17 protein-coding genes are annotated in these 20123 nt (G+C 39.1%); 11 read left to right on the top strand and 6 right to left on the bottom strand.

Features of this window, described 5'->3' with window-relative positions; genetic code table 11:
* Window positions 1-4 precede the first annotated feature (4 nt).
* The 6 genes from LXL81_RS17865 to LXL81_RS17840 all read right to left on the bottom strand — a co-directional run bounded on the left by LXL81_RS17865 (window position 5) and on the right by LXL81_RS17840 (window position 10352).
* The gene (locus LXL81_RS17865; protein WP_234648138.1) at window positions 5-625 is read right to left on the bottom strand and encodes a HupE/UreJ family protein; all 621 of its coding nucleotides are present in this window, start codon (window positions 623-625) and stop codon (window positions 5-7) included.
* A gap of 241 nt (window positions 626-866) precedes the next feature.
* Entirely contained in the window at window positions 867-2375 is a 1509-nt protein-coding gene (locus LXL81_RS17860) for a hypothetical protein (RefSeq protein WP_234648137.1), read from the bottom strand.
* Window positions 2376-2957: 582 nt separating this feature from the next.
* Window positions 2958-4301, bottom strand: a complete 1344-nt coding sequence (locus LXL81_RS17855; protein WP_234648136.1) for a T9SS C-terminal target domain-containing protein — start codon at window positions 4299-4301, stop codon at window positions 2958-2960.
* A 49-nt stretch (window positions 4302-4350) separates the two neighbouring features.
* On the bottom strand, window positions 4351-7170 hold the full coding sequence (locus LXL81_RS17850) for a TonB-dependent receptor (RefSeq protein ID WP_234648135.1): 2820 nt from the start codon (window positions 7168-7170) through the stop codon (window positions 4351-4353).
* A gap of 189 nt (window positions 7171-7359) precedes the next feature.
* Window positions 7360-8838, bottom strand: coding sequence for a M14 family zinc carboxypeptidase (locus LXL81_RS17845; RefSeq protein WP_234648134.1), 1479 nt, complete (start codon window positions 8836-8838; stop codon window positions 7360-7362).
* A gap of 98 nt (window positions 8839-8936) precedes the next feature.
* Window positions 8937-10352 carry a M14 family zinc carboxypeptidase gene (locus LXL81_RS17840; RefSeq protein ID WP_234648133.1) on the bottom strand — a complete coding sequence of 472 codons (1416 nt, stop codon included), beginning with the start codon at window positions 10350-10352 and terminating at the stop codon, window positions 8937-8939.
* Between the two features lie 407 nt (window positions 10353-10759).
* Between LXL81_RS17840 and hisH the strand changes: the two genes are divergently transcribed.
* The 11 genes from hisH to porU all read left to right on the top strand — a co-directional run bounded on the left by hisH (window position 10760) and on the right by porU (window position 20084).
* Entirely contained in the window at window positions 10760-11347 is a 588-nt protein-coding gene (hisH, locus tag LXL81_RS17835; RefSeq protein WP_234648132.1) for an imidazole glycerol phosphate synthase subunit HisH, read from the top strand.
* A 139-nt stretch (window positions 11348-11486) separates the two neighbouring features.
* The gene (hisA, locus tag LXL81_RS17830; protein ID WP_234648131.1) at window positions 11487-12209 is read left to right on the top strand and encodes a 1-(5-phosphoribosyl)-5-[(5-phosphoribosylamino)methylideneamino]imidazole-4-carboxamide isomerase; all 723 of its coding nucleotides are present in this window, start codon (window positions 11487-11489) and stop codon (window positions 12207-12209) included.
* A 4-nt stretch (window positions 12210-12213) separates the two neighbouring features.
* Window positions 12214-12990 carry an imidazole glycerol phosphate synthase subunit HisF gene (gene hisF, locus LXL81_RS17825; protein WP_234648130.1) on the top strand — a complete coding sequence of 259 codons (777 nt, stop codon included), beginning with the start codon at window positions 12214-12216 and terminating at the stop codon, window positions 12988-12990.
* Window positions 12991-13037: 47 nt separating this feature from the next.
* Entirely contained in the window at window positions 13038-13667 is a 630-nt protein-coding gene (gene hisIE, locus LXL81_RS17820) for a bifunctional phosphoribosyl-AMP cyclohydrolase/phosphoribosyl-ATP diphosphatase HisIE (protein ID WP_234648129.1), read from the top strand.
* 14 nt (window positions 13668-13681) lie between these two features.
* Entirely contained in the window at window positions 13682-14017 is a 336-nt protein-coding gene (locus LXL81_RS17815; protein WP_234648128.1) for a phage holin family protein, read from the top strand.
* A 51-nt stretch (window positions 14018-14068) separates the two neighbouring features.
* A complete protein-coding gene (locus LXL81_RS17810) occupies window positions 14069-14407 on the top strand; it encodes a phage holin family protein (protein WP_234648127.1) in 339 nt (112 codons plus the stop codon).
* Between the two features lie 104 nt (window positions 14408-14511).
* Window positions 14512-14940, top strand: a complete 429-nt coding sequence (locus LXL81_RS17805) for a hypothetical protein (protein WP_234648126.1) — start codon at window positions 14512-14514, stop codon at window positions 14938-14940.
* Window positions 14921-15697: a geranylgeranylglyceryl/heptaprenylglyceryl phosphate synthase gene (locus tag LXL81_RS17800; RefSeq protein WP_234648125.1), complete on the top strand. Its 777-nt coding sequence runs from the start codon at window positions 14921-14923 to the stop codon at window positions 15695-15697. Before LXL81_RS17805 ends, LXL81_RS17800 begins: the two co-directional genes overlap by 20 nt.
* A gap of 148 nt (window positions 15698-15845) precedes the next feature.
* A complete protein-coding gene (locus tag LXL81_RS17795) occupies window positions 15846-16025 on the top strand; it encodes a hypothetical protein (protein WP_194123757.1) in 180 nt (59 codons plus the stop codon).
* A 68-nt stretch (window positions 16026-16093) separates the two neighbouring features.
* Window positions 16094-16711 (top strand): hypothetical protein, encoded by a 618-nt coding sequence (locus LXL81_RS17790; RefSeq protein ID WP_234648124.1) that lies wholly within the window; start codon window positions 16094-16096, stop codon window positions 16709-16711.
* Window positions 16689-20084, top strand: a complete 3396-nt coding sequence (porU, locus tag LXL81_RS17785) for a type IX secretion system sortase PorU (RefSeq protein ID WP_234648123.1) — start codon at window positions 16689-16691, stop codon at window positions 20082-20084. The genes LXL81_RS17790 and porU overlap by 23 nt, the downstream gene beginning before the upstream one ends.
* Window positions 20085-20123 lie beyond the last annotated feature (39 nt).

Genomic DNA, 20123 nt, shown 5'->3' with positions numbered 1-20123 from the left:
GTGGTTAATTTAATGATAATCCCATGATTTCTTTAAAAAGCATGTTGTTAAGAATAAGTGAAAGTGCCATTCCGGCAATTATTCCGGAAAGAATGTCGTTCCATTTCAATTTGGACAAACGGAACAATTCGATCATAACAAAAGAAACCGACAGTATGATCAGGACAATGATCAGCTGACCAATTTCCAGTCCGATGTTAAATCCCAGTAACGGATTCAGGATGTCAGCTTCTTTGCCAAGCAATGCCCGCAGATAGTTGGAAAACCCCAGGCCATGAATTAGGCCGAAAGTCAGAGCAAGCGGATAACGTGAGCTGTATGTTTTTTCTTTGACATAGGAAGTTTTAGGGGTTTTATGGAAAAAGTTAAGAATGGCTGTGATAAGAATAGTAACCGGAATCAATAATTCGATAACATCAGGACGGATCGAAATCATTCCCATGGTTGCCAGGGCAAGTGTGATTGAATGCCCGATGGTAAAAGCAGTAACCAGGATGATTACTTTTTTCCAGTCAACAAGTGTGTAAATTGTGCAAAGGGCAACGATGAATAGTATATGGTCGTAGCCATTGGAATCTGTTATATGATCAAAACCTAATTGAAAGTAAGCTTGAAATTCGGACATGAAACTTAATAAATAAAGTGGGTTATTGAGGAGGTTTAAGGAATATTATCTAACGCTTTGTAATTATTGTCAAAACAAAGTTCCGAAGATATTTCATTAAACGAAGGAAAACAAAAGTTACACCGAAATGTAGGGTTATTTTATAAAATGACTCTGTTTAACAGCAAAAAGACCGGAAGCAAATGCCTCCGGTCTTTTTAAATTCTGACACCAATTAGGATAGTGTCTTTATGAGTTTGTCCTAATCTACATATGGGTATGGCCTAGGATCATTAATTTTTAAGACTGGTTCAATTGAAATATTTACAGCACCAGTACCAAAGGTATACCTTACGTCCCCACCTGGTATAATTACGGGGTTATCGAACAATATTCTGGCGTCACCGAGTTGGTCTGATTCAGAATTAACCATAACTACCGTTGAATTGGATTTTTCAAAAGTAGCAGAAGCTCCAAATTTTGCTCCAATCTTTAAGATCGTGGCATTAACTTCAAAATTTAAACCAAAATTTGATTTTGCTGATACAGTTTTAGTAGTAGATCCTCCTGCATCATGTTCCATTACCGAAAACTTCCATTCATCACCGTATCGATATATGTCCCATGCCATTAATTCTGTATTCGGATTAAAATTTACAGGATTCCCACTACTATCTCTTAGTTGATCAGGAGTACAGAAAAACACCTTTGTATCTGTTGTTATCCCTCCGTCCCTATGAATAAAAGCAAGTATCAAATGGAATTCAAGATTTCCCTCAGTCCAACTATCAGTTACTGCCTGAATCCCAAGAGCAGAATCAAATTTAAATCCAGTTATTCTTTCAGAATAATAATCCCCAAAAACACCTTTACTCCAATCATAGTCTACTCCGCCATTAATATTTGGGTTGACTAATTCAATGTCGTTATACTTCGGCCAAATCCGATAATAAACCCAATCACGTTGGCTTCCGGGTTCATTAGGGTATTGGCTCTTGTGATAGTTGAAGCTTTGTATGACATCAAGTGCCGACTGGGAAGTCGTACGAGCATTATTTTTATTTGCTGTTTTTGGATTTACATCTCCAATAAAGTAAAATGAATGGGTATCGTTTTCATTAATCACTTGTTTAGAGTTTTCTTCAAATAGAGTAGCTGTCTTTTTAGCCGTTTGATTCAGTTTACTCTTAGCAATTATCCTTTCATTCTCCTTGATGACTACAACGGGAAAAGAAGGTGCTACTTTAGAATCGACTTCATACTGTTTAAGATCAGAAGAGATAGCAACAAGTTTATCAGATGGCTTTTCTTTCAAATGACTGTTGTCAATCACAACATCGGGAATTTGAGTGTTCAAATCCCATGTTTTAACAGAAAATTCCTTTAAGTCAGGAACAAAAATAGTCATCAATGGTGCTCTTTCACTCCATGTCTTATAATCAGCTGACATTGCATGCTTAGAAAGTCTTTGTTCAAATGTCTCTCCGTTGGCAAGTGTCTTATTTTTTACGAGGGCATATAATACATCATAATCGCCGTCATACTGGCTTAGGGCTTCGTTCTTTAAAAAGGCTCTCACATCATTTTCTTGAAGTGCCTTAGCGAGTGCTTTTGAAAATTCTAGTTTGGCAACTTCTCCCACTTCTATTTTCTCTTCATCAGAAATTGCTTTTTCAACAACATCTGTAACATTCGTATCTTCCTTACAGGAAAATAACGATAAACTCAAAACTACTGCCAGACCGAAGCCAGCACGGTACATTTGTTTCATAAAAAAAAATTGAGTTGTGAGATAATTTAACACAACTAATTTCTCGATAATTAGCAATGTAACCAATGAAATATTAATAATTAACAATTTAGTTATATATAATATGAATATTTAATGTAATATTTATTTTACAATATTGTAAAATTACTTCGTATTACATACAAAATGAGAGAAATTCTGATGTCATTCTTATTCTAAGCAAAATATAATTGTGGCAGTAAGAAGGCTTTGTTGGAGTAAAGACTAGCAAAGGAAAATATTAAGCACATTGGATTTAAAGGTGATGTACTATGTTGAAAGATTAATCTTAGTAAGAAAACTGATAGTGTGTTCGTGATGGCACTATTTCTTATTGGGTTGGTCCATCACATGGAGTATTTACATTTTGTAGATTAGAAGTGCTAACTGTGATTTGGCAACGAGGATTAAGTACTATGATGAAGAATCAAAGTTACTACGAGCTGTAATTTAAATCTACCACTGCCCATTTGAGTTTGTTAATGTATTGCCATAAAACAGCAAAAAGACCGGAAGCAAACGCCTCCGGTCTTTTTAAATTCTGACACCAATTATATAAGATTATTATTTTTTAAGATCGTAGTTTGTATTTTGTGGATCCCAGTTAGCCCAGGTTGCAGTCCAGTCTGTTGTTCCGAAAGCTCCAATATAAGTGGTTGCTTCAAAACCAGCAGGAAGCGTAGCACCGCCAGTCAATAATGGAGAGCCGGTTCCAGGAATTCCATTTGGCTTAGCACCCAAAACATTGAACGTAGCATCCATTTTAAGGTCGGCAGCAAGAGAAACTGCATTTTTTGCACCTGCTGCTTTGAACTGAGCCTCAGTAATACCTTCTACTTGCACTTTTGCAGTAGTAGCCAACACTACACCGTCCATTTTGATAAGACCAGAAGTATAATTTGCAATGGTCAAGTCATTTTCAACACGAAGACCTGAGCGTGGCCAAGCACCTGTGAAAACACTATTGTAAACAGAAATTGCAGAATTACGACGAATACGCATTCCGGAAGCAAATTTTTCGTTTGCAGTCCCTGCACCCATTGCCACAGTTACGTTAGCAAATTTAGCAGCCGTTTGTGGCGTTGCAGTAGTTCCATTAGCGTCGTTATCTGATTCAAATCCGTTTGAGTCACCAGCCTGATCCGCAATAGCTGGATCACGAAGAATGAAACCATACTGAATCATTCCACTGAAACCATTATCAGTATCGAAGTCATCATCAAGACCACGATATGCAATAAGGTGTTTTGCGTTAACTGTTCCACCAAACCATTCGAATGAATCATCACCACCGTAAGAAGCCTGAACATATTCAATCTTAGTGCCTGATCCAACACCGCCAAATGTAAAGCTGTTGATTTCTTTGTTAGTTTCATAAGCAATACCAGCAAATTCAACACGAACATATTTCAATTCACCTGAATTATCTGCAACATCTGTTCCTCCGAAAGTTGTTTTTTCTTCACCTTCCACCACAGCAGGAGTTTTATTAACAGGAGCTTTTCCCAAAATTACTAACCCACCCCAGTCACCGGCTTTACGTGCACCAATAGCTTGGTTAGATGTAAAAACGATAGGTTTGTCAGCAGTTCCAACTGCTATAATTTTAGCACCTGGTTTGATGAAAAGAGCACCTTTTGTTGCTTTATCACCTTTAATTACTGTACCTGGTTCGATGGTAAGCGTAGCTCCTGCTTCAACATAAACAAAACCACTTAGCAAATATTGATCTGTTGCTTTCCATGTAGTATTTGTTGTAATGCTTCCAGTAACCGTGTTCAACGCACCCGGAACAACTACTGGTGGTGTTACAATATCATCATCATCGTCATCATTGTTACAAGCAACAAAACCTGCCATAACTAACCCGATCATTAACAGGTTAAAAAATTTGCTTACTTTTTTCATACAATTCTTGGTTTATTAAATTGATTTGCTTTGTTAGATACTGGTGTAATTAAAACTTATAGGTAAGGCCGATTGTCGAGTAAGATCCGCGACGATATTTTTGGTAGCTTTCATCAACTCCTGTAATCTTGCCATCAAGATTACTATCCTGAATCAGGCGGAATTGTTGGTTTAAGATATCTTGTACACCTAGTTTAAGCTCCATATGCTGACCAATTGATTTGATGATATTCAGATCAATCACGTTACGAGGCATTTCATATACTGTAGGTTGAACTTCATTATCTCCTACAAGAAATATTCGCTTTCCAATTACGTTGTACAGGGCGTTCACTTGTAATCCAAGAGCAGGCTCGCTGTAATATATACCTGTGTTGATCAAGTAGGGTGATTGACCTTGTAACTGCCTGTTTGCTTCTTGTCCTGCAAAACCTGTCAATACATCACTTTTAATTACAGAACCATTTAGTATTAGCGTCAAATTGTTGACAAAAGCTGAGTTTGTAATTTCTTTAAGAGACTTCCTAACTTCAACCTCTGCACCGTATGCATATGCCTTTTCTGCATTGTCAACTGTAAACGTTACCCCTGAACCTGAATATCTGATACGGGATTCGATAGGGTTTTTGAAATGTTTATAAAAACCGGCCACTGATATAACCTCACCATCACTTGGATAAAACTCGTAGCGCAAGTCAATATTTTGAATAGACGGCGTTTTTAGGTTAGGATTTCCAACACGCGAAACGTCAAAGTTAAAGTCATAGTAATTGAACGGAGCTAATTCACGGAATTCAGGTCGGTTCAATGTAATGCTATAAGCCAGGCGAAGCAATGATTTTTCAGTGAAGTTATATGCCATATTAACCGATGGAAGTGCGCGGAAAATTGGATTATTAACTCTTATTCGAGCTCCTGCTCCTCTTTCCTGGCTTTGTAATTTCTGAATGTTGTATTCGCCACGGAAACCAAGAGAAACATTAAATTTTGTTGTTAAAGGGATATAAGCTCCAACATATCCGGCCGTAAGTGTATTTTGTGCCTTGTACTTATCATCAGTATTAGTGTGCTCTACATAATACAATTTGTCAGCCGCAATATTTGATTTATCAAAAAACTGAGCTGGCGAGCTGTTCAAGATTTCGGAAGATACTCCCCCTGGATTATTCAGGTTAAACCAGCGCGCACTAAAAACGCGGTCTTTGTATTCAGCCATTCCACCTGCACGCAATTTAATCTGCATTTTTTCGTCTCCTTCATAGCCATTTCTTTCAATCCGGTGCTCTATATCGGCACGGAATGAACTTGAATATTCATTAAGTTTAGAGAAGAAACGAGCGTTACGCGTTAAGCTGGCACCACTTCCCTGCAAAGTCTCAATCGTGAAAGGATCGCTTGAACCAATATTACGGCTTGAAACAAAGCGGCGGAAATCAGGTTCATCTCGGTGAGTCCATCCGAAAGCACCTGTCCATTTAATAGTCGTTGCATTCGAAACATCATGCGTGCCGCTTAACTGCCCAGAATAAATACTTTTAGATTCATAACGGAAGGCATAATTTTGGACTTCACGTCCGTTATCTGTGCTATATCCCTGGCGGTATGTAGTTTCTTTATTACTTAATTGATTAAATAAATTACGGAACTCAATCTTGTGATTCGGGTTAATAATAAAACCCCAGTTAGACATTACTCCAACACGTGTATTTTGTCCGTAAAACTGATCGTTATAGTTAAGCTGAATTTCTGATTTCTTTTTCTGTTCGTCATATGCAAGATATCTGAATTGCTCTGTTGGCATGAACTGGTTTGTATGCGTATAGTTGACATTGTTGAAAGTTGTCAGCTTTTTATCACCAATGTTCATGCTTCTGTTATAACCAACCGAAAAGCGAAGATCTGGACGAATGCTTTTTGTTTGCAGATCGTAGAAATTTGTAAGATTACGGAACGCATTTAACGTTTTATCAGAAGGCGTATTTTCGTTGATAATCGTACTTGTTTTTGGGAAGTTCGAGGGCAAAATGCGATCACCGGCACCAAACCCTGTCCAATCTAAAGAGCTGCCTTTGTAATCTTTCGCATCACGAAATGTGGTTCCTCCGCGGAAAGATGTTGAAAGATTTAGCGTAAAACCGTTTTCATCAGGTACTGTTTTGGTGTAAATTTTAATGACGCCACCTGCAAACTCTCCTGGCAAATCAGGCGCACCTGACTTGTATATCATAATACGGTCAATTGCCGAACTTGGGATAAGGTCAAAGGAGAAAGATTTAACATCAACTTCAGATGAAGGTGTAATTGCATCATTAAGCATTACTGTGTTATAACGCTCATTTAATCCACGAATAATAACAAAACGATCATCCTGAATAGATACGCCCGGTACCCGGCGAACAACTTGGGAAGCATCTCTGTCCTGAGATTTTTGAATCTGCTGCGCAGAAATACCAACGGCAATTTGTTCTGACTTTCTGATTTCAGTAATAACTGAAACGTCAGTAAATGTTTGTCGCTGACCAACAATCTTTACTTCCTGGAGGTTTGCGACGTCTTCTTCCAGCGTTGCGTTGATAAGAACAGCCTGATTTGGATAAACTGTTACCTCCACTTCCTTGTTTTTGTAAGAAATGTAGCTAACAAGTACGGTGTGTTTTCCTGTTGGGATATTTGGAATATCAAATTTCCCATCTGGATCTGTCGCTGTGCCAACAGGAGGTGTTGTACCTTTTAAAATTACACTTGCGCCAATAATGGCTTCTTTGGACTGGGCATCTACAATGGTTCCTTTAATTGATCCTGTCTGAGCCAGGCAAATGGAAACTGAAAGTAGTAATAAACTGAGAGTAGTGAGTAAATTGGTTTTCATATCAAGGTGTCAAATTTTCGACAGCAAAAGTAGAACCTCAATATTATCCCAGTGTTAACTCAGTATTATGGCTTAGTTATTAAAATAAGATTAAAATATCTGTAAATCAATTATTTACACGGTTTGTGGTATTTCTTCGACGTGAAGTATTAAAGGAAAATGAGTTATTGTCAGAAAGAGAATTATAAACTATTCAATAACCCCATTTCCACTAAAAACCTTGAAATTTTCCATGTCGTAAACAAATCCGTTGACGACAGCATATCTGACCACGTCATTTTTCTTCAATAAAAATGTACCAAAACTTCCTATTTCCGGTGTAACAGACGGAGCGTTTTTTCCATTCCTCAGCAAATGGAACGGTTGATCATAAACGGAGGGAAGTGATGCTTTTTCCTTGTCCGGACCGGTAAGTTTGACATAAGTGTATCCCTGCTTAAAGAGTTCTTTGGCACTTAATTTTTTCAATTCGTCCTTTGTACTAATTGTAGTTGGATACACTTTACCATTTTCCAGAACCAAGCCGGATGCATTTATTTCTTCTGTTCCGAAAACGGTGGATAAGTCTCCATATTCTTCTACTTTACCAGAGTAAAAATACTTTTCGGCGTTGGAATAATTAACTTCATTTCTGTTAATTCCAAGATCAGAAAGAAATGATTTTCCACCTTTTTTGATAGTCGCGCCACGAACGACGAGGTCAAAAAGTGAACGGCCATTTTCAGGAATATCTTCGTATTGATCTTTATTTTCTTTTGCGTAAGTTTTAAGTGAAATTGTTTCAAAGGCTGTCAGAAGTGTCATGAAATTCAGCTTCCGGATATATTGTTTTTCGGGATCTCCCGCATATCCGCCAGATTCTACGAGGATTAACGTCGTGCCCCATTTCTGAAAATTGTCACCGAAAGCACGAGGTTCATGATCGTCTGAGTAACGACCGACCTGTCCCGGAATAAACTTTTGGAGATTCCGGTTCATGTTTATAATCATCTGCATGGATTTTTCCCTAACAGAATTGATAGACCTCGGATAGTCATAAGCCGTGGCAAGAAATGAAATTGTTGCTTTTTTCTCAGATCTTCCGACAGAATATCTCGGACTTTGGTCATGAAGGTTGAAGCCAAATTCAGGTTTAATATTATTTTGAAGGTCTTTCAGGATTTTTGCTTCCGGTGCCTGAAGGAAAACGGCATCGCGGTTCAGATCAAATCCCTGGGCATTTCTTCGTTGATATCTTTCTGCGCCATCGGGGTTGAGCATCGGGATAAAATAAATGGTGGTGCTATCCAGAATGGTTTTTCTCAATTTGTCAAAACCGTCACCTTTCGCTTCCAGAAAGTTGAAAATGTCAAAAGTGGCCATGGTGGCTGTTGGTTCATCGCCATGCATCTGCGACCAGGCCATGATTTTATGCGGGCCATTTCCAACTTTGAGCATCGTAATGCTTCTCCCTTCAAAAGATTCGCCCACTTTCGAAACTTCATAAGATTTCAGGGTGCTTCTTTTTGTGATTAAAAGCTGAATATCCTTATGCTTGAACCTTCGGTTGGTCAGTGATTTCTCCTTATACCTGTCATGGGATTTCATGAGCTTTTCAGCAATCTCAATTGATTGTGAATAAGATGATGTTGTTATTAAGAAGAGAAATAAAGATAAGAGTGCTTTCATTTTCATATTTTTTTCACGCAATGCCGCAAAGATAAAGGGTAAAGATCGCTAAGTTTTTTTGCGTTCTTTACCCTTTTCTTCTCTTCTTTGCGTGACCTTCATTCTATCACTCCATTATAAAAAGCAGGAACTTCCCCAGACAGATTGTATAAAAACCCATTCACCACCGCATATTCCACCACCCCGTTTTTTGTTAAAATAAAAGTTGCAATGTCTTCAAAAGTCGGTGCGGAGGTGGGGGCTGGTTTATCCATCAATATATGCAAAGGTAGATTAGTGAAAAATAATCCGTCAGATGTCAGATCTGTTTTAATATAGGTATATCCTTCTTTGAGCAATTCCCAGGGATCAAATTTATCAAGCTGGCTGATTTCTGAATAGGAAACGGCAAGTGTTTTTCCTTTTTCTAATAGGTAACCTGTCGCATCAAATTCCTCATTACCGAAATAAATAGATAGATCTCCGTAATCTTCGATTGTACTCCGATAGAAAAATTTCGTAGCGTTATCATAATTTACTTCTGTACGATCAATTCCCAAATCGGTCTGATAACTTTTTCCATCTTCGCTGACAGTTGCATTCCGGATCAGAAAATCAAAAATGTAGCGACTGTTTTCGGGTAATTTATAATAATCTTCCCGGCCTTCCAGCGTGTAAGAATTGTCAGCAATAGAATCCAGAGCCGTCAGAATTGACATGAAATTCAGCTTACGGATATATTGTTTTTCCGGATCGCCCACATATCCACCCGATTCGATAAGAATTAAAGTTGTACCCCATTTTTGAATATTATCACCAAAAGCACGCGGTTCAAAATCTTCATTCCAGCGGCCAACAGCGTCAGGGATATAATTTTGTAACATCCGGTTCATACCCGAAATAACCTGAATAGCTTTTTCTCGCACCGCATTTACATTCCTTTCCTGATCATAAGCCGTAGCCAGAAAAGAAATTGTAGCAAGTTTGGAAGTATTGCCAACAGAATAACGTGGATTTTTATCGTGTAAATTGAAACCGAATTCCGGTTGCAGACTTTGTTGTAATTCCTTTAATATCCTTGATTCCGGTGCTTGTAATTGTAATGCGTCGCGGTTGATATCAATATTTTGTGCATTACGCCGCTGGAAGCGTTCAGCTCCATCGGGATTTAACATGGGTACAAAATATAAAGTTGTTTGGGATAGAATTAATTTCCTGATTTCATCAAATTCATCATTTTTAGCTTCCAGGAAATTGAGAATGTCAAAGCAAGCCATGGTTGCCGTAGCTTCGTCACCATGCATCTGTGTCCATAGTAAAATTTTACGGGGACCTGTTCCGGTTTTTATATAATGTATCGGTCTGCCTTCAAAAGATTCTCCGGCTTTTTTAATTTCATAAGCCGGATTTCCTATTCGTTTATCAATTAAAGTATTAACCAAAGTCTGTTTAAACCGGCGATTTGATAATGTGTTCTCCTTAAATGATTCGTAGGAATTGTAAAGCGAAGTGTGGAATATGGATTTTAGATTCATGAATCAGGATTTGGCCGGCGCGTAATTTAAAATATATCAGGCAGTTAATTATTATTTGATATTGACAAGACAAAAGTAAGTACATTCCTTAAAATCGGCCATACAATTTCTTCGCGTTTTTCTGCGGATAATTTGCATAAATTGTTCTATTCTCTAACAAAGTTTTCTTATATTTGCAGCATGTTAAGAGCTGAAACATATCATCATTTTCATCAAAACCATTTGGTTTCCGGGCGTCTTGGGTGATGTGTTTTTGCAAGTAGTGTTGTAATAAGGTTGAATACATAGTATCCCAAAAGCCCGATTCCTAAACCGAATCGGGCTTTATTTTTGAGATATAAATTTAACTTTACTGGTTTCGTCAAAAATTTTAAAATCCATCCGGCTAAAATCTTAATTCTAAGCGAATGAAAACCGTTATTATCAAATACAATGCAGGAAATGTGCAGTCGGTAATGTATGCGCTCGACCGGATTGGTATTGATTATTTGTACACAGACAACGAAGAAGAAATTCGTTCAGCGGATAAGGTAATTTTTCCGGGCGTCGGCGAAGCCAGTACAACGATGAGTTACCTTAAAGAAAAGGGTTTGGATAAACTTATTCCATCTTTAACACAACCTGTCTTGGGGACCTGTGTCGGAATGCAGTTAATGTGCCGTTTTTCGGAAGAAAATAACACAACTTGCATGGGAATTTTTGACGTAGATGTTAAACGTTTTCCGGCTACACCAGGAATCAAAGTGCCACACATGGGTTGGAATAATATTACGAATTACAAGTCAGCACTTACGAAAGATCTGATTGATAATGCCTATGTTTATTTCGTTCATAGTTATGCCGCACCCGTTTGCGAATACACGGTAGCGACCTGCGATTATATCAATCCGTTCAGTGCCATGTTACACAAAGACAATTTCCACGCAGCGCAATTTCACTGCGAGATAAGCGGCGACATCGGACAAAAAATACTCGAAAATTTCCTGAAACTCTAACCAACCAGGCCTGAAAGGCCGTCATATCTTAGCCCGGGTCAACGGCCTGGGGGATCCGGGATGGAAATCCGGGGATTCAGAATTCCGGACATCCGGATTCGTGGATTTAGAAATAACGATACCATTACGACACAAAAACATGATCCAGATAATTCCAGCCATAGACATGATCGAAGGAAAATGCGTAAGATTAACGCAGGGCGATTATGGAAAAAAAATTATATACAACGAAAACCCACTGGAAGTAGCCCTGGAATTCCAGGATTCAGGCCTGACCAGGTTACATCTTGTTGACCTGGACGGCGCCAAAGCAAAAAAAGTGATCAACTGGAAAGTTTTGGAAAAAATAGCTTCCCAGACTTCCCTGCATATTGATTTTGGCGGCGGTGTTCAATCCGAAGAAGATATTCGTATCGTATTTGAAAGCGGCGCAAAACAGGTAACCGGCGGAAGCGTAGCAGTTAAACAGCCGGATTTATTCAAAAGCTGGCTGGATAGTTACGGAGGCGAAAAAATCATTTTAGGTGCTGATGCCAAAAATGAAAAAGTAGCCGTAAGTGGCTGGGAAGAAGGAACAGAATTATGGGTTTATGATTTTGTTGAAGAGTATGTGGACAAAGGCGTGAAGTATGCAATCAGTACGGATGTAGCCAAAGACGGACTTTTACAAGGACCTTCTTTTGATCTGTATAAAAATTTGCAAGACAAATGCCCGGACCTGAATATCATTGCCAGCGGCGGAATCAGCGGATTGGCTGATGTTGAAAAACTTGCAGAAATGAATATTTACGGCGTAATTATTGGAAAAGCGATTTACGAAAACCGCATCAGTCTGGTAGATTTACAACGATTTATAGCTTAAAATTATGCTGACAAAACGCATTATACCCTGTCTGGATGTAAAAGACGGACGGACAGTAAAAGGAGTAAATTTTGTAAATCTCCGTGACGCCGGTGATGCAGTAGAGCTGGGTGCGATGTACGCAGCTCAGGGCGCGGATGAACTGGTTTATCTGGATATTGCAGCTACGGTCGAAGGACGCTCCACGTTTATCGACCTGGTTCGGAGGGTAGCGCATACCATCAATATACCCTTTACTGTTGGCGGGGGAATTTCCTCCATCGCCGATGTTTCGGCTTTGTTACATGCCGGTGCAGATAAAGTTTCGATCAATTCATCAGCTGTTCGGAATCCAGATCTGATCAATGAACTTGCCCTGGAATTTGGAAGTCAATGTATTGTGGTTGCTATTGATACCAGATATGTCGAAACAAGCGAAGGTGTTTTTGAACATATCGTTCACACACATGGCGGTCGAAAATCTACCGAACTTCGCACTATTCCCTGGGCAAAGGAAGTTGAAGACCGTGGTGCGGGAGAACTTTTGTTAACTTCCATGGATACCGACGGTACTAAAGACGGGTTCGCACTGGAATTGACTTCAACAATTTCGGCCAATGCAAACATTCCTGTCATTGCTTCCGGAGGAGCAGGAAATATGGAGCATTTTTATGATGTTTTCACAGAAGGAAAAGCAGATGCCGGACTAGCAGCCAGTATTTTTCACTTCCGGGAAATAGATATTCCTGATTTGAAGCAATATTTACAAAATAAAGCGCTTCCGATGCGCATGACAAAATAGATTCACTGCTGTCGATGACAGCTCAAATTTTATAATAATCAATACAAATGACTAACGAACTTTCAACCATAGATTTTGCAAAATCAGCAGACGGCCTTGTGCCGGCTGTCATCCAGGATGCTGACACTTCCGTTGTTTTGATGCTGGGTTATATGAACCGCGAAGCTTTCGAAAAAACACAGGAAGATGGCACGGTTACATTTTTCAGCAGAAGCAAACAGCGTCTGTGGACAAAGGGCGAAACTTCCAATAATTTTCTTTTCGTAAAAGAGATTCTCGCTGACTGTGACGGAGATACAATCCTGATCAAGGCGTCGCCGGCCGGGCCAACTTGCCATACTGGGGATGATACCTGCTTTGGGGAAAAAAATAACCGAAATTCACGGATCGGGGAAGCCGCGTTTTTAAATTACCTGCAAAAAGATACAATTCGTGACAGAAAGTTACATCCGTCAGATAGTTCTTATACCAGCAGTTTGTTTAAACTGGGAATCAATAAAATTGCTCAGAAAGTTGGGGAAGAGGCCGTTGAAGTTGTGATTGAAGCAAAAGACAATGATGATGATCTCTTCAAAGGTGAGGTCAGTGACTTACTTTTTCACCTTCTGGTGCTTTTAGAACAAAAAAACATTGACTTAGACGAGGTAATTAGCGTACTTCGTAGCCGTCACTCATAATAACTAAAAGCTATATGAATTTATTAATACGCCTTCTAATCAGTACATTGGCCATTTATGCTGCCGCCCACTTCGTTCCTGGTGTAACAGTGAATGGCTGGACAACCGCTTTTGTGGTAGCCATCGTGCTGGGACTTTTAAACACATTTCTTAAGCCAGTGCTGCAAATCCTGGCATTACCTATCACAATTCTTACACTCGGGCTTTTCTATTTCGTAATAAATGTATTCATAATCTATCTGGCGAGCTATTTCGTTGATGGATTTGCTATAAGTGGATTTATATCTGCACTTATCTTTGGTTTTGTGGTTTCTGTAGTATCTGCTGTCCTTGGTATGTTTTTAGATTAGTGTTTAAAAACTAATCAAAACCAAACCGTATGTTTTGCAAACTACACGCCTATGTTTAGTCAACTCGAAGAAATAAAGGAGACTCTTTTTAAATATTTCGAAACAAGAATCGATCTGTTTAAGATAGAGACACGGGACAAGATAGAACGTGCCGCCGTCACTGGTGTTTATGCACTGCTTGTCCTCAGTATTGTATTAGTCGTTCTGATCCTGATTGTTATTTTGCTGGGCACATTTTTGAATAAATGGCTGGACAGTGATTATTTGGGATATCTTATTTTATTAGGGTTTTTTGTTTTGAAACTGATACTGGTAATCACATTCAGAACAAAGCTGATAGGCTTTCTACGTAATATTATCATTCGTTTTGTCCAAATTAAAGAAGATTAACCATCGTTAAATGGTATCCAGAATGATCTTTTCCAAATGGAATTGCTATTTTTGGATTCTGTTATGGTAATCTCTGCACAATATTTTTAATTTAAGCTAAAGATATGAGTAGTTCACCAATAGATTCAACCGTACAATTGACGAAACCATTTTCGTCAGATACAGAAACGGAAAAAGAGGATTTGCTTAAAGAAGCAGACCTTTACAGAGGCAAGCTTGAGTCGCAGTGGGACAATCTTAAACAAGATGCGTCCGGCTATGGAAAACAGGCTTTAATCATAGGAGGCGTAGTAGTTACGACATATTTATTGCTCGAAGCAATACTTCCTGATGCCAAAAAGAAAGAAAATATTGAACTTGCTGAGCCTGTTAGACCAGTTTATTATCAAACGGTTCCAAAAAGGAAAAGCAAATTTGCGGTAGGGGAAGCCGTACAAAGCTTAGTTTGGACATTGGCTATAGGGTGGGCTCGCAAAAAGCTACAGAATTTTATTGCAGATGATCACGAATCGGATGAAAATAACAAATCATAAAATAGCAGACCTCCTTTCAACCAGAAAAGAAGAAAAAAGGAAATCTTTTGCAGTACTCCTGGATCCTGATAAAGTGGATCTGGCTACGTTCCCTGATTTTTTGGGGCAGGCTGTGGAGAACGAAGTAGATTTTTTCTTTGTCGGTGGCAGCCTGATAACCAATTATGCCATTGACCAGCTTATTCTGGCTATAAAAAAACATACAAACATCCCAACGATTCTATTCCCGGGAAATGGCCTGCATATTGATCAGTCTGCGGATGCCATACTTTTTCTTTCCCTCATCTCAGGCAGAAACCCGGATTTCCTTATAGGACAGCATGTTATTGCGGCACCTATGTTAAAGAAAAGTGGTCTTGAAGTGCTTCCAACGGGTTATATGCTCGTTGAAAGCGGAAAGTTGACGACAGTTTCCTATATCAGCAATACAATACCTCTTCCAAGTGACAAACCCGGAATTGCAGCATGTACTGCAATGGCCGGCGAGTTATTGGGTTTGAAAAATATATTTCTTGACGCCGGTAGCGGAGCCCTGTATCCTGTTTCGGCCGAGATCATTGAAGCCGTCAGGGCTTCGGTTGATACGCCTATTATTGTTGGTGGCGGAATTAATTCCAGTGAGAAAGCCTTGATCGCAATGCAGGCCGGTGCCGATGTTATTGTGGTAGGTAATGGAATAGAACAAAACCAAAACCTGCTTTCCGAGGTTGCGGCCAGCGTAAAAATGTTTAACCTCCAAATGGAAAAGGTTTACTAGACTGAAGGGGTAATATTTTGTACTAAAGGAAGGGGTTTCATTATTTTCTAAGGAAATTTTAAGTTCTTGGAAAAATACAATCCAAAACATTGGGATTATTGATACTTATCATGCTATCTTTGTATCGAACCTTAATTACACCCAAGAAATGAAAAAATTCGTAGCATTTGCATTTGTTGCCGGAATGGTAGCATTCGCGTCTTGTACTAGCAAGCCAAAAGAAGAAGCAGCTGATTCTACTGCTGTAACTGTTGAAACTCCTATGGTTGATACTGTAGCTGTTGATTCTGTTGCAACAGATTCAGTTAAAGCTGATTCAGTGAAATAATCATTGAGCTTTTTTTGAAAGTTATTGAAAAGCCTTATTTATAAGGCTTTTCTTTTTTTATTTGGGGTATGGAAAAGAAAATATCCTTTGAGGCATACGTTCCGGAATTAGCTTATGCCTACTGTGATCATCTGCACAAAATTTACAAATTTGATTTTTTTCTGTCTCGTCCGCGTCAAAGCCGCTTAGGCGATTATACGGTTAAACCGGGATATGTTCCAAGAATTACTGTCAATAAAAATCTCAATCCATATAATTTTCTGATTACGTATCTGCATGAGGTTGCACATCACGTCGTGTATACCCAAACGAAAAGTCGTGGGAGAAAACGCGTGGCGCCACATGGTTTGGAATGGAAAAGAGAATTCGAAATTTTGCTGATACCGGTAATGAACGATAAGATTTTTCCGGCTGATATTCTTGAACCGCTTTTGAAATATGCGAAAAACCCAAAGGCATCTACAAGCGGAGATCATATTTTATATAATTCAATAAAAAAATACGACGATCATTCACTCAATCCGAATAAAGTTGCTTTGATCCATCTCACCGAAGGCAGCAATTTCGTTTTTCATAACAGACAGTTTGTCAAAGGCTCCCTGCGACGCACAAGAGTTTTATGTATTGATAAAGCTTCTCAACGCCGTTACACAATTCCAGCTCATGCATTGGTCGAAGCTTGTTAAAAATTCAGGGCAAATTTGTTATCCGGCACTTTTCTGCTGGATTTTTTTGCTGTTGACTTTTCAGGTAAATGCTCAGGAATCATCTGTTTTGTCGACGGGTAACTGGCTGAAACTTTCAATCACCGAAAGCGGCGTTTATAAAATAGATGCCAGTCTGCTTAAATCCATGGGAGTGGATATTTCAACTTTGGTACCCAATCAAATAAAAATCTACGGAAACGGAGGTAGCATTTTACCACAAAAAAATAGTGGAAAACGAAACAAAGATCTGATCCAGAATGCGATTATGGTCAAAGGCGAAGAGGATGGGAAATTTGATGCTGCGGATGCCATTTATTTTTATGCCGAAGGTCCAAATGTTATTTCCTATGATTCAGCAAAAGCTAATTTTTACCATCAGATCAATATTTATTCCGATACTACTTTTTATTTCCTGACCTATGGAAATGGAAATGGTTTAAGAATTCAGAATAAACCTTCACTTTCAGTCACAAATCAATCGCTTATTAATCAATACGACGATTACTGGTTTCACGAATCGGAATCTGTTAATTTGTTAAGATCCGGTCGCGACTGGTGGGGTGAATATGTTGGCACATCGTCCACTTTTACTTTGTCCGCTGATTTGCCTGATATTATTCCCTCTTCCAATATCATCATGCTCACGTCCGCCATCGGGACAGCGCAGGTTTCTACTAAATTTCAGTGGCAATTAAATGGACAAAATGCTGGGGAATCTTCGGTTGGCGTTGTAGGAGCAGGTACTTATGACATAAAAGCGCAACAAGCGAAAAGTAAATTTGTTTTAACCGCGGCAGCAAATCCCGGAGCGACGACAACGGTTGGAGTAACATATAATAAAAACGGGCAAAGTTCGGCCCAGGCTTATCTTGATTATATAGGCTTACAAGTAAAAAGACTTTTACGTGCTTATGATAAACAACAATTTTACAGATTTATACCAAATACAAGGGATACTATTTCTTACCAGATTCAAAATGTTCCTGCTGATTGGAACTGGTGGAATATTTCTGATCCGGCACTGATTACGGCTTCGGTATTGAAAGATAATGGAAATAATACCTACACATTAACAGAAAATAAATCGAAGAAATTAAACCAGTATATTGGGTTTACAACCTCACAGGCTAAATCACCGGTTTTCTGGCAGTGGATTTCAAACCAGAATCTGCAAAAATACCCTACTCCTGACTTATTAATTATCACTGCAAAAGCTTTTGAAACAGAAGCCAAAAGGCTGGCAGACTTCAGAAGTGAAAATGATGGGTTGGAAACTTTGTTGGTGACAACGGATCAGATCTACAATGAATTCTCAGGCGGGAAAACTGACGTTTCTGCGGTGCGTGATTTTGTTCGGCTGCTTTTTAAAAATGATCCGGAAAAGTTGAAATATCTTCTCCTGTTTGGTGATGCCACTTATGATTATAAAAACCTTTTGCAAAATCAGTCACAAGACCAGCGAAATAACTGGGTGCCGGTTTATGAAAGCCGCGAGTCATTAAATCCGGTTTATACGTATTCTTCTGATGACTATTTCGGCTTTTTGGAAGATGACGAAGGAGACTGGATCGAGACAAATGCGGGAGATTATTCAATTGAAATTGGTATAGGAAGGTTTCCTGTAAAATCTGCCGATGAGGCCAAAATTATTGTTGACAAACTGATCCATTACGCCTCTTCACCGAAGTCGCATGGAAACTGGCAAAATACGATCAAATTTGTTGCCGACGATGGGGATGGAAATATTCATCAGGAACATGCGGACGCGCTTGCAAAAATGACGCAGACTGAATTTTTATCAGGCAGGATTTTTCTGGATGCTTATCCTCAAACGACCACAAGCCAGGGACAAAAAGTGCCTGCTGTAAATGCTGAAATCAAAAAAAGTATTAATGACGGAACCCTGATCCTGAACTATACGGGACACGGCGGTACAAGCGGTTGGGCTGAGGAACAGGTTTTAACTTTATCTGAAATGCAGACGGCTCGTGGATATGATAATTTACCATTGCTGATCACCGCCACCTGCGACTTTGGAAGATATGATGATCCGGGTTTGATTTCAGGTGCCGAGTTAATGGTGCTAAGTCCGCGTGGTGCTGCCATAGGGGCAGTCAGTACAACAAGACCTGTCTATTCCAGTACCAATTTTACCATCAACAAAGCCTTTTATGAGTCCTTGATCAAAGCCGGTGTTAACGGAAGAATGGGTGAAATTTTCAGGATGACCAAAAATGCAAGTCTGGCTGGAAGTCTGAACCGGAATTTTACATTGTTGGGAGATCCGTCCATGAAATTGGCCAGGGCTGAAAAAAAGGTTTTTTGGAATGTTTTTCCGGATACTTTGCGGGCGCTGGAAAAGGTTGTTTTAAATGGAAAAATTGGAAATGAGAACTCAATTGATAAAACATTTCAGGGTACCGCCAGGGTAATTATTTATGACAAACAGACAAGCTTCCGGACGCTGGGAAATGAAGGCGATATAGAGACTTACAACGAATATAGAAGTAAGCTTTTTGACGGAAATGTACGTGTGAAAGATGGACAATTTATTTGCGAATTTGTAATGCCCAAAGATATAGATTACCGTACCGGAACGGGCAGGGTTAATGTTTACGCTTTGAGTGAGGATAGTTTGACAGATGCATCGGCTCAGCTTGATGTTCTTGTTGGCGGAAGTGCGGCATTATTAGTGGATAACACGCCGCCAAAAATATCAGCTTATCTTAATTCCACCGACTTTCATGATGGAGATAAAGTGAGTGGATCGTCAGTTTTATTTTTAAAGTTAAGTGACGAAAATGGGATTAATCTGTCAAAAGCTGGTATTGGACATGATATAACGATAACGCTCAACGATACATTGACTTTGATCTTAAATGACTACTATACTGCGGATCTTGATAATTTTAAAAATGGGATGGTCCGTTATCCATTTGAAAATCTTGCTCCGGGAAATTATACTATTCGTATTAAAGTCTGGGATACGTATACTAACTCTTCAGAATTAACGTTCCGATTTCAAGTAGGTTTACCAACCGGGATAAAACTAAATAGCTTGACCGTTTATCCAAACCCTTTTGATCAGGATCTTTCATTTGAATTGAATCAGAGCAGAGCCGATGATGATGTAGAAATTGTTTTTAGTATATTGCTTAACTCCGGACAAACGCTCGGATCTTATCAATGGCAATATTATAACAGTGAGTCTGTTATCAGACAAACAATTCCAACCATACGTCATGGCGGGTTCACTTCCGGTACCAGTTCCTATATATATGTAGTAAAAATCCGATCGCTAAAAGATAATTCAGTGGATACCCGCTCAGGGAAACTTCTACGTTTACGTTAGCGAATAATAAATCTTGTAATTTAATTATAGTATTAAATA

The organism is Dyadobacter sp. CY356 (assembly GCF_021440195.1).
GTDB lineage: Bacteria > Bacteroidota > Bacteroidia > Cytophagales > Spirosomataceae > Dyadobacter.
The sequence above is the reverse complement of the archived record's forward strand: the minus strand, read 5'-3'. Positions and strand labels throughout refer to the sequence as shown.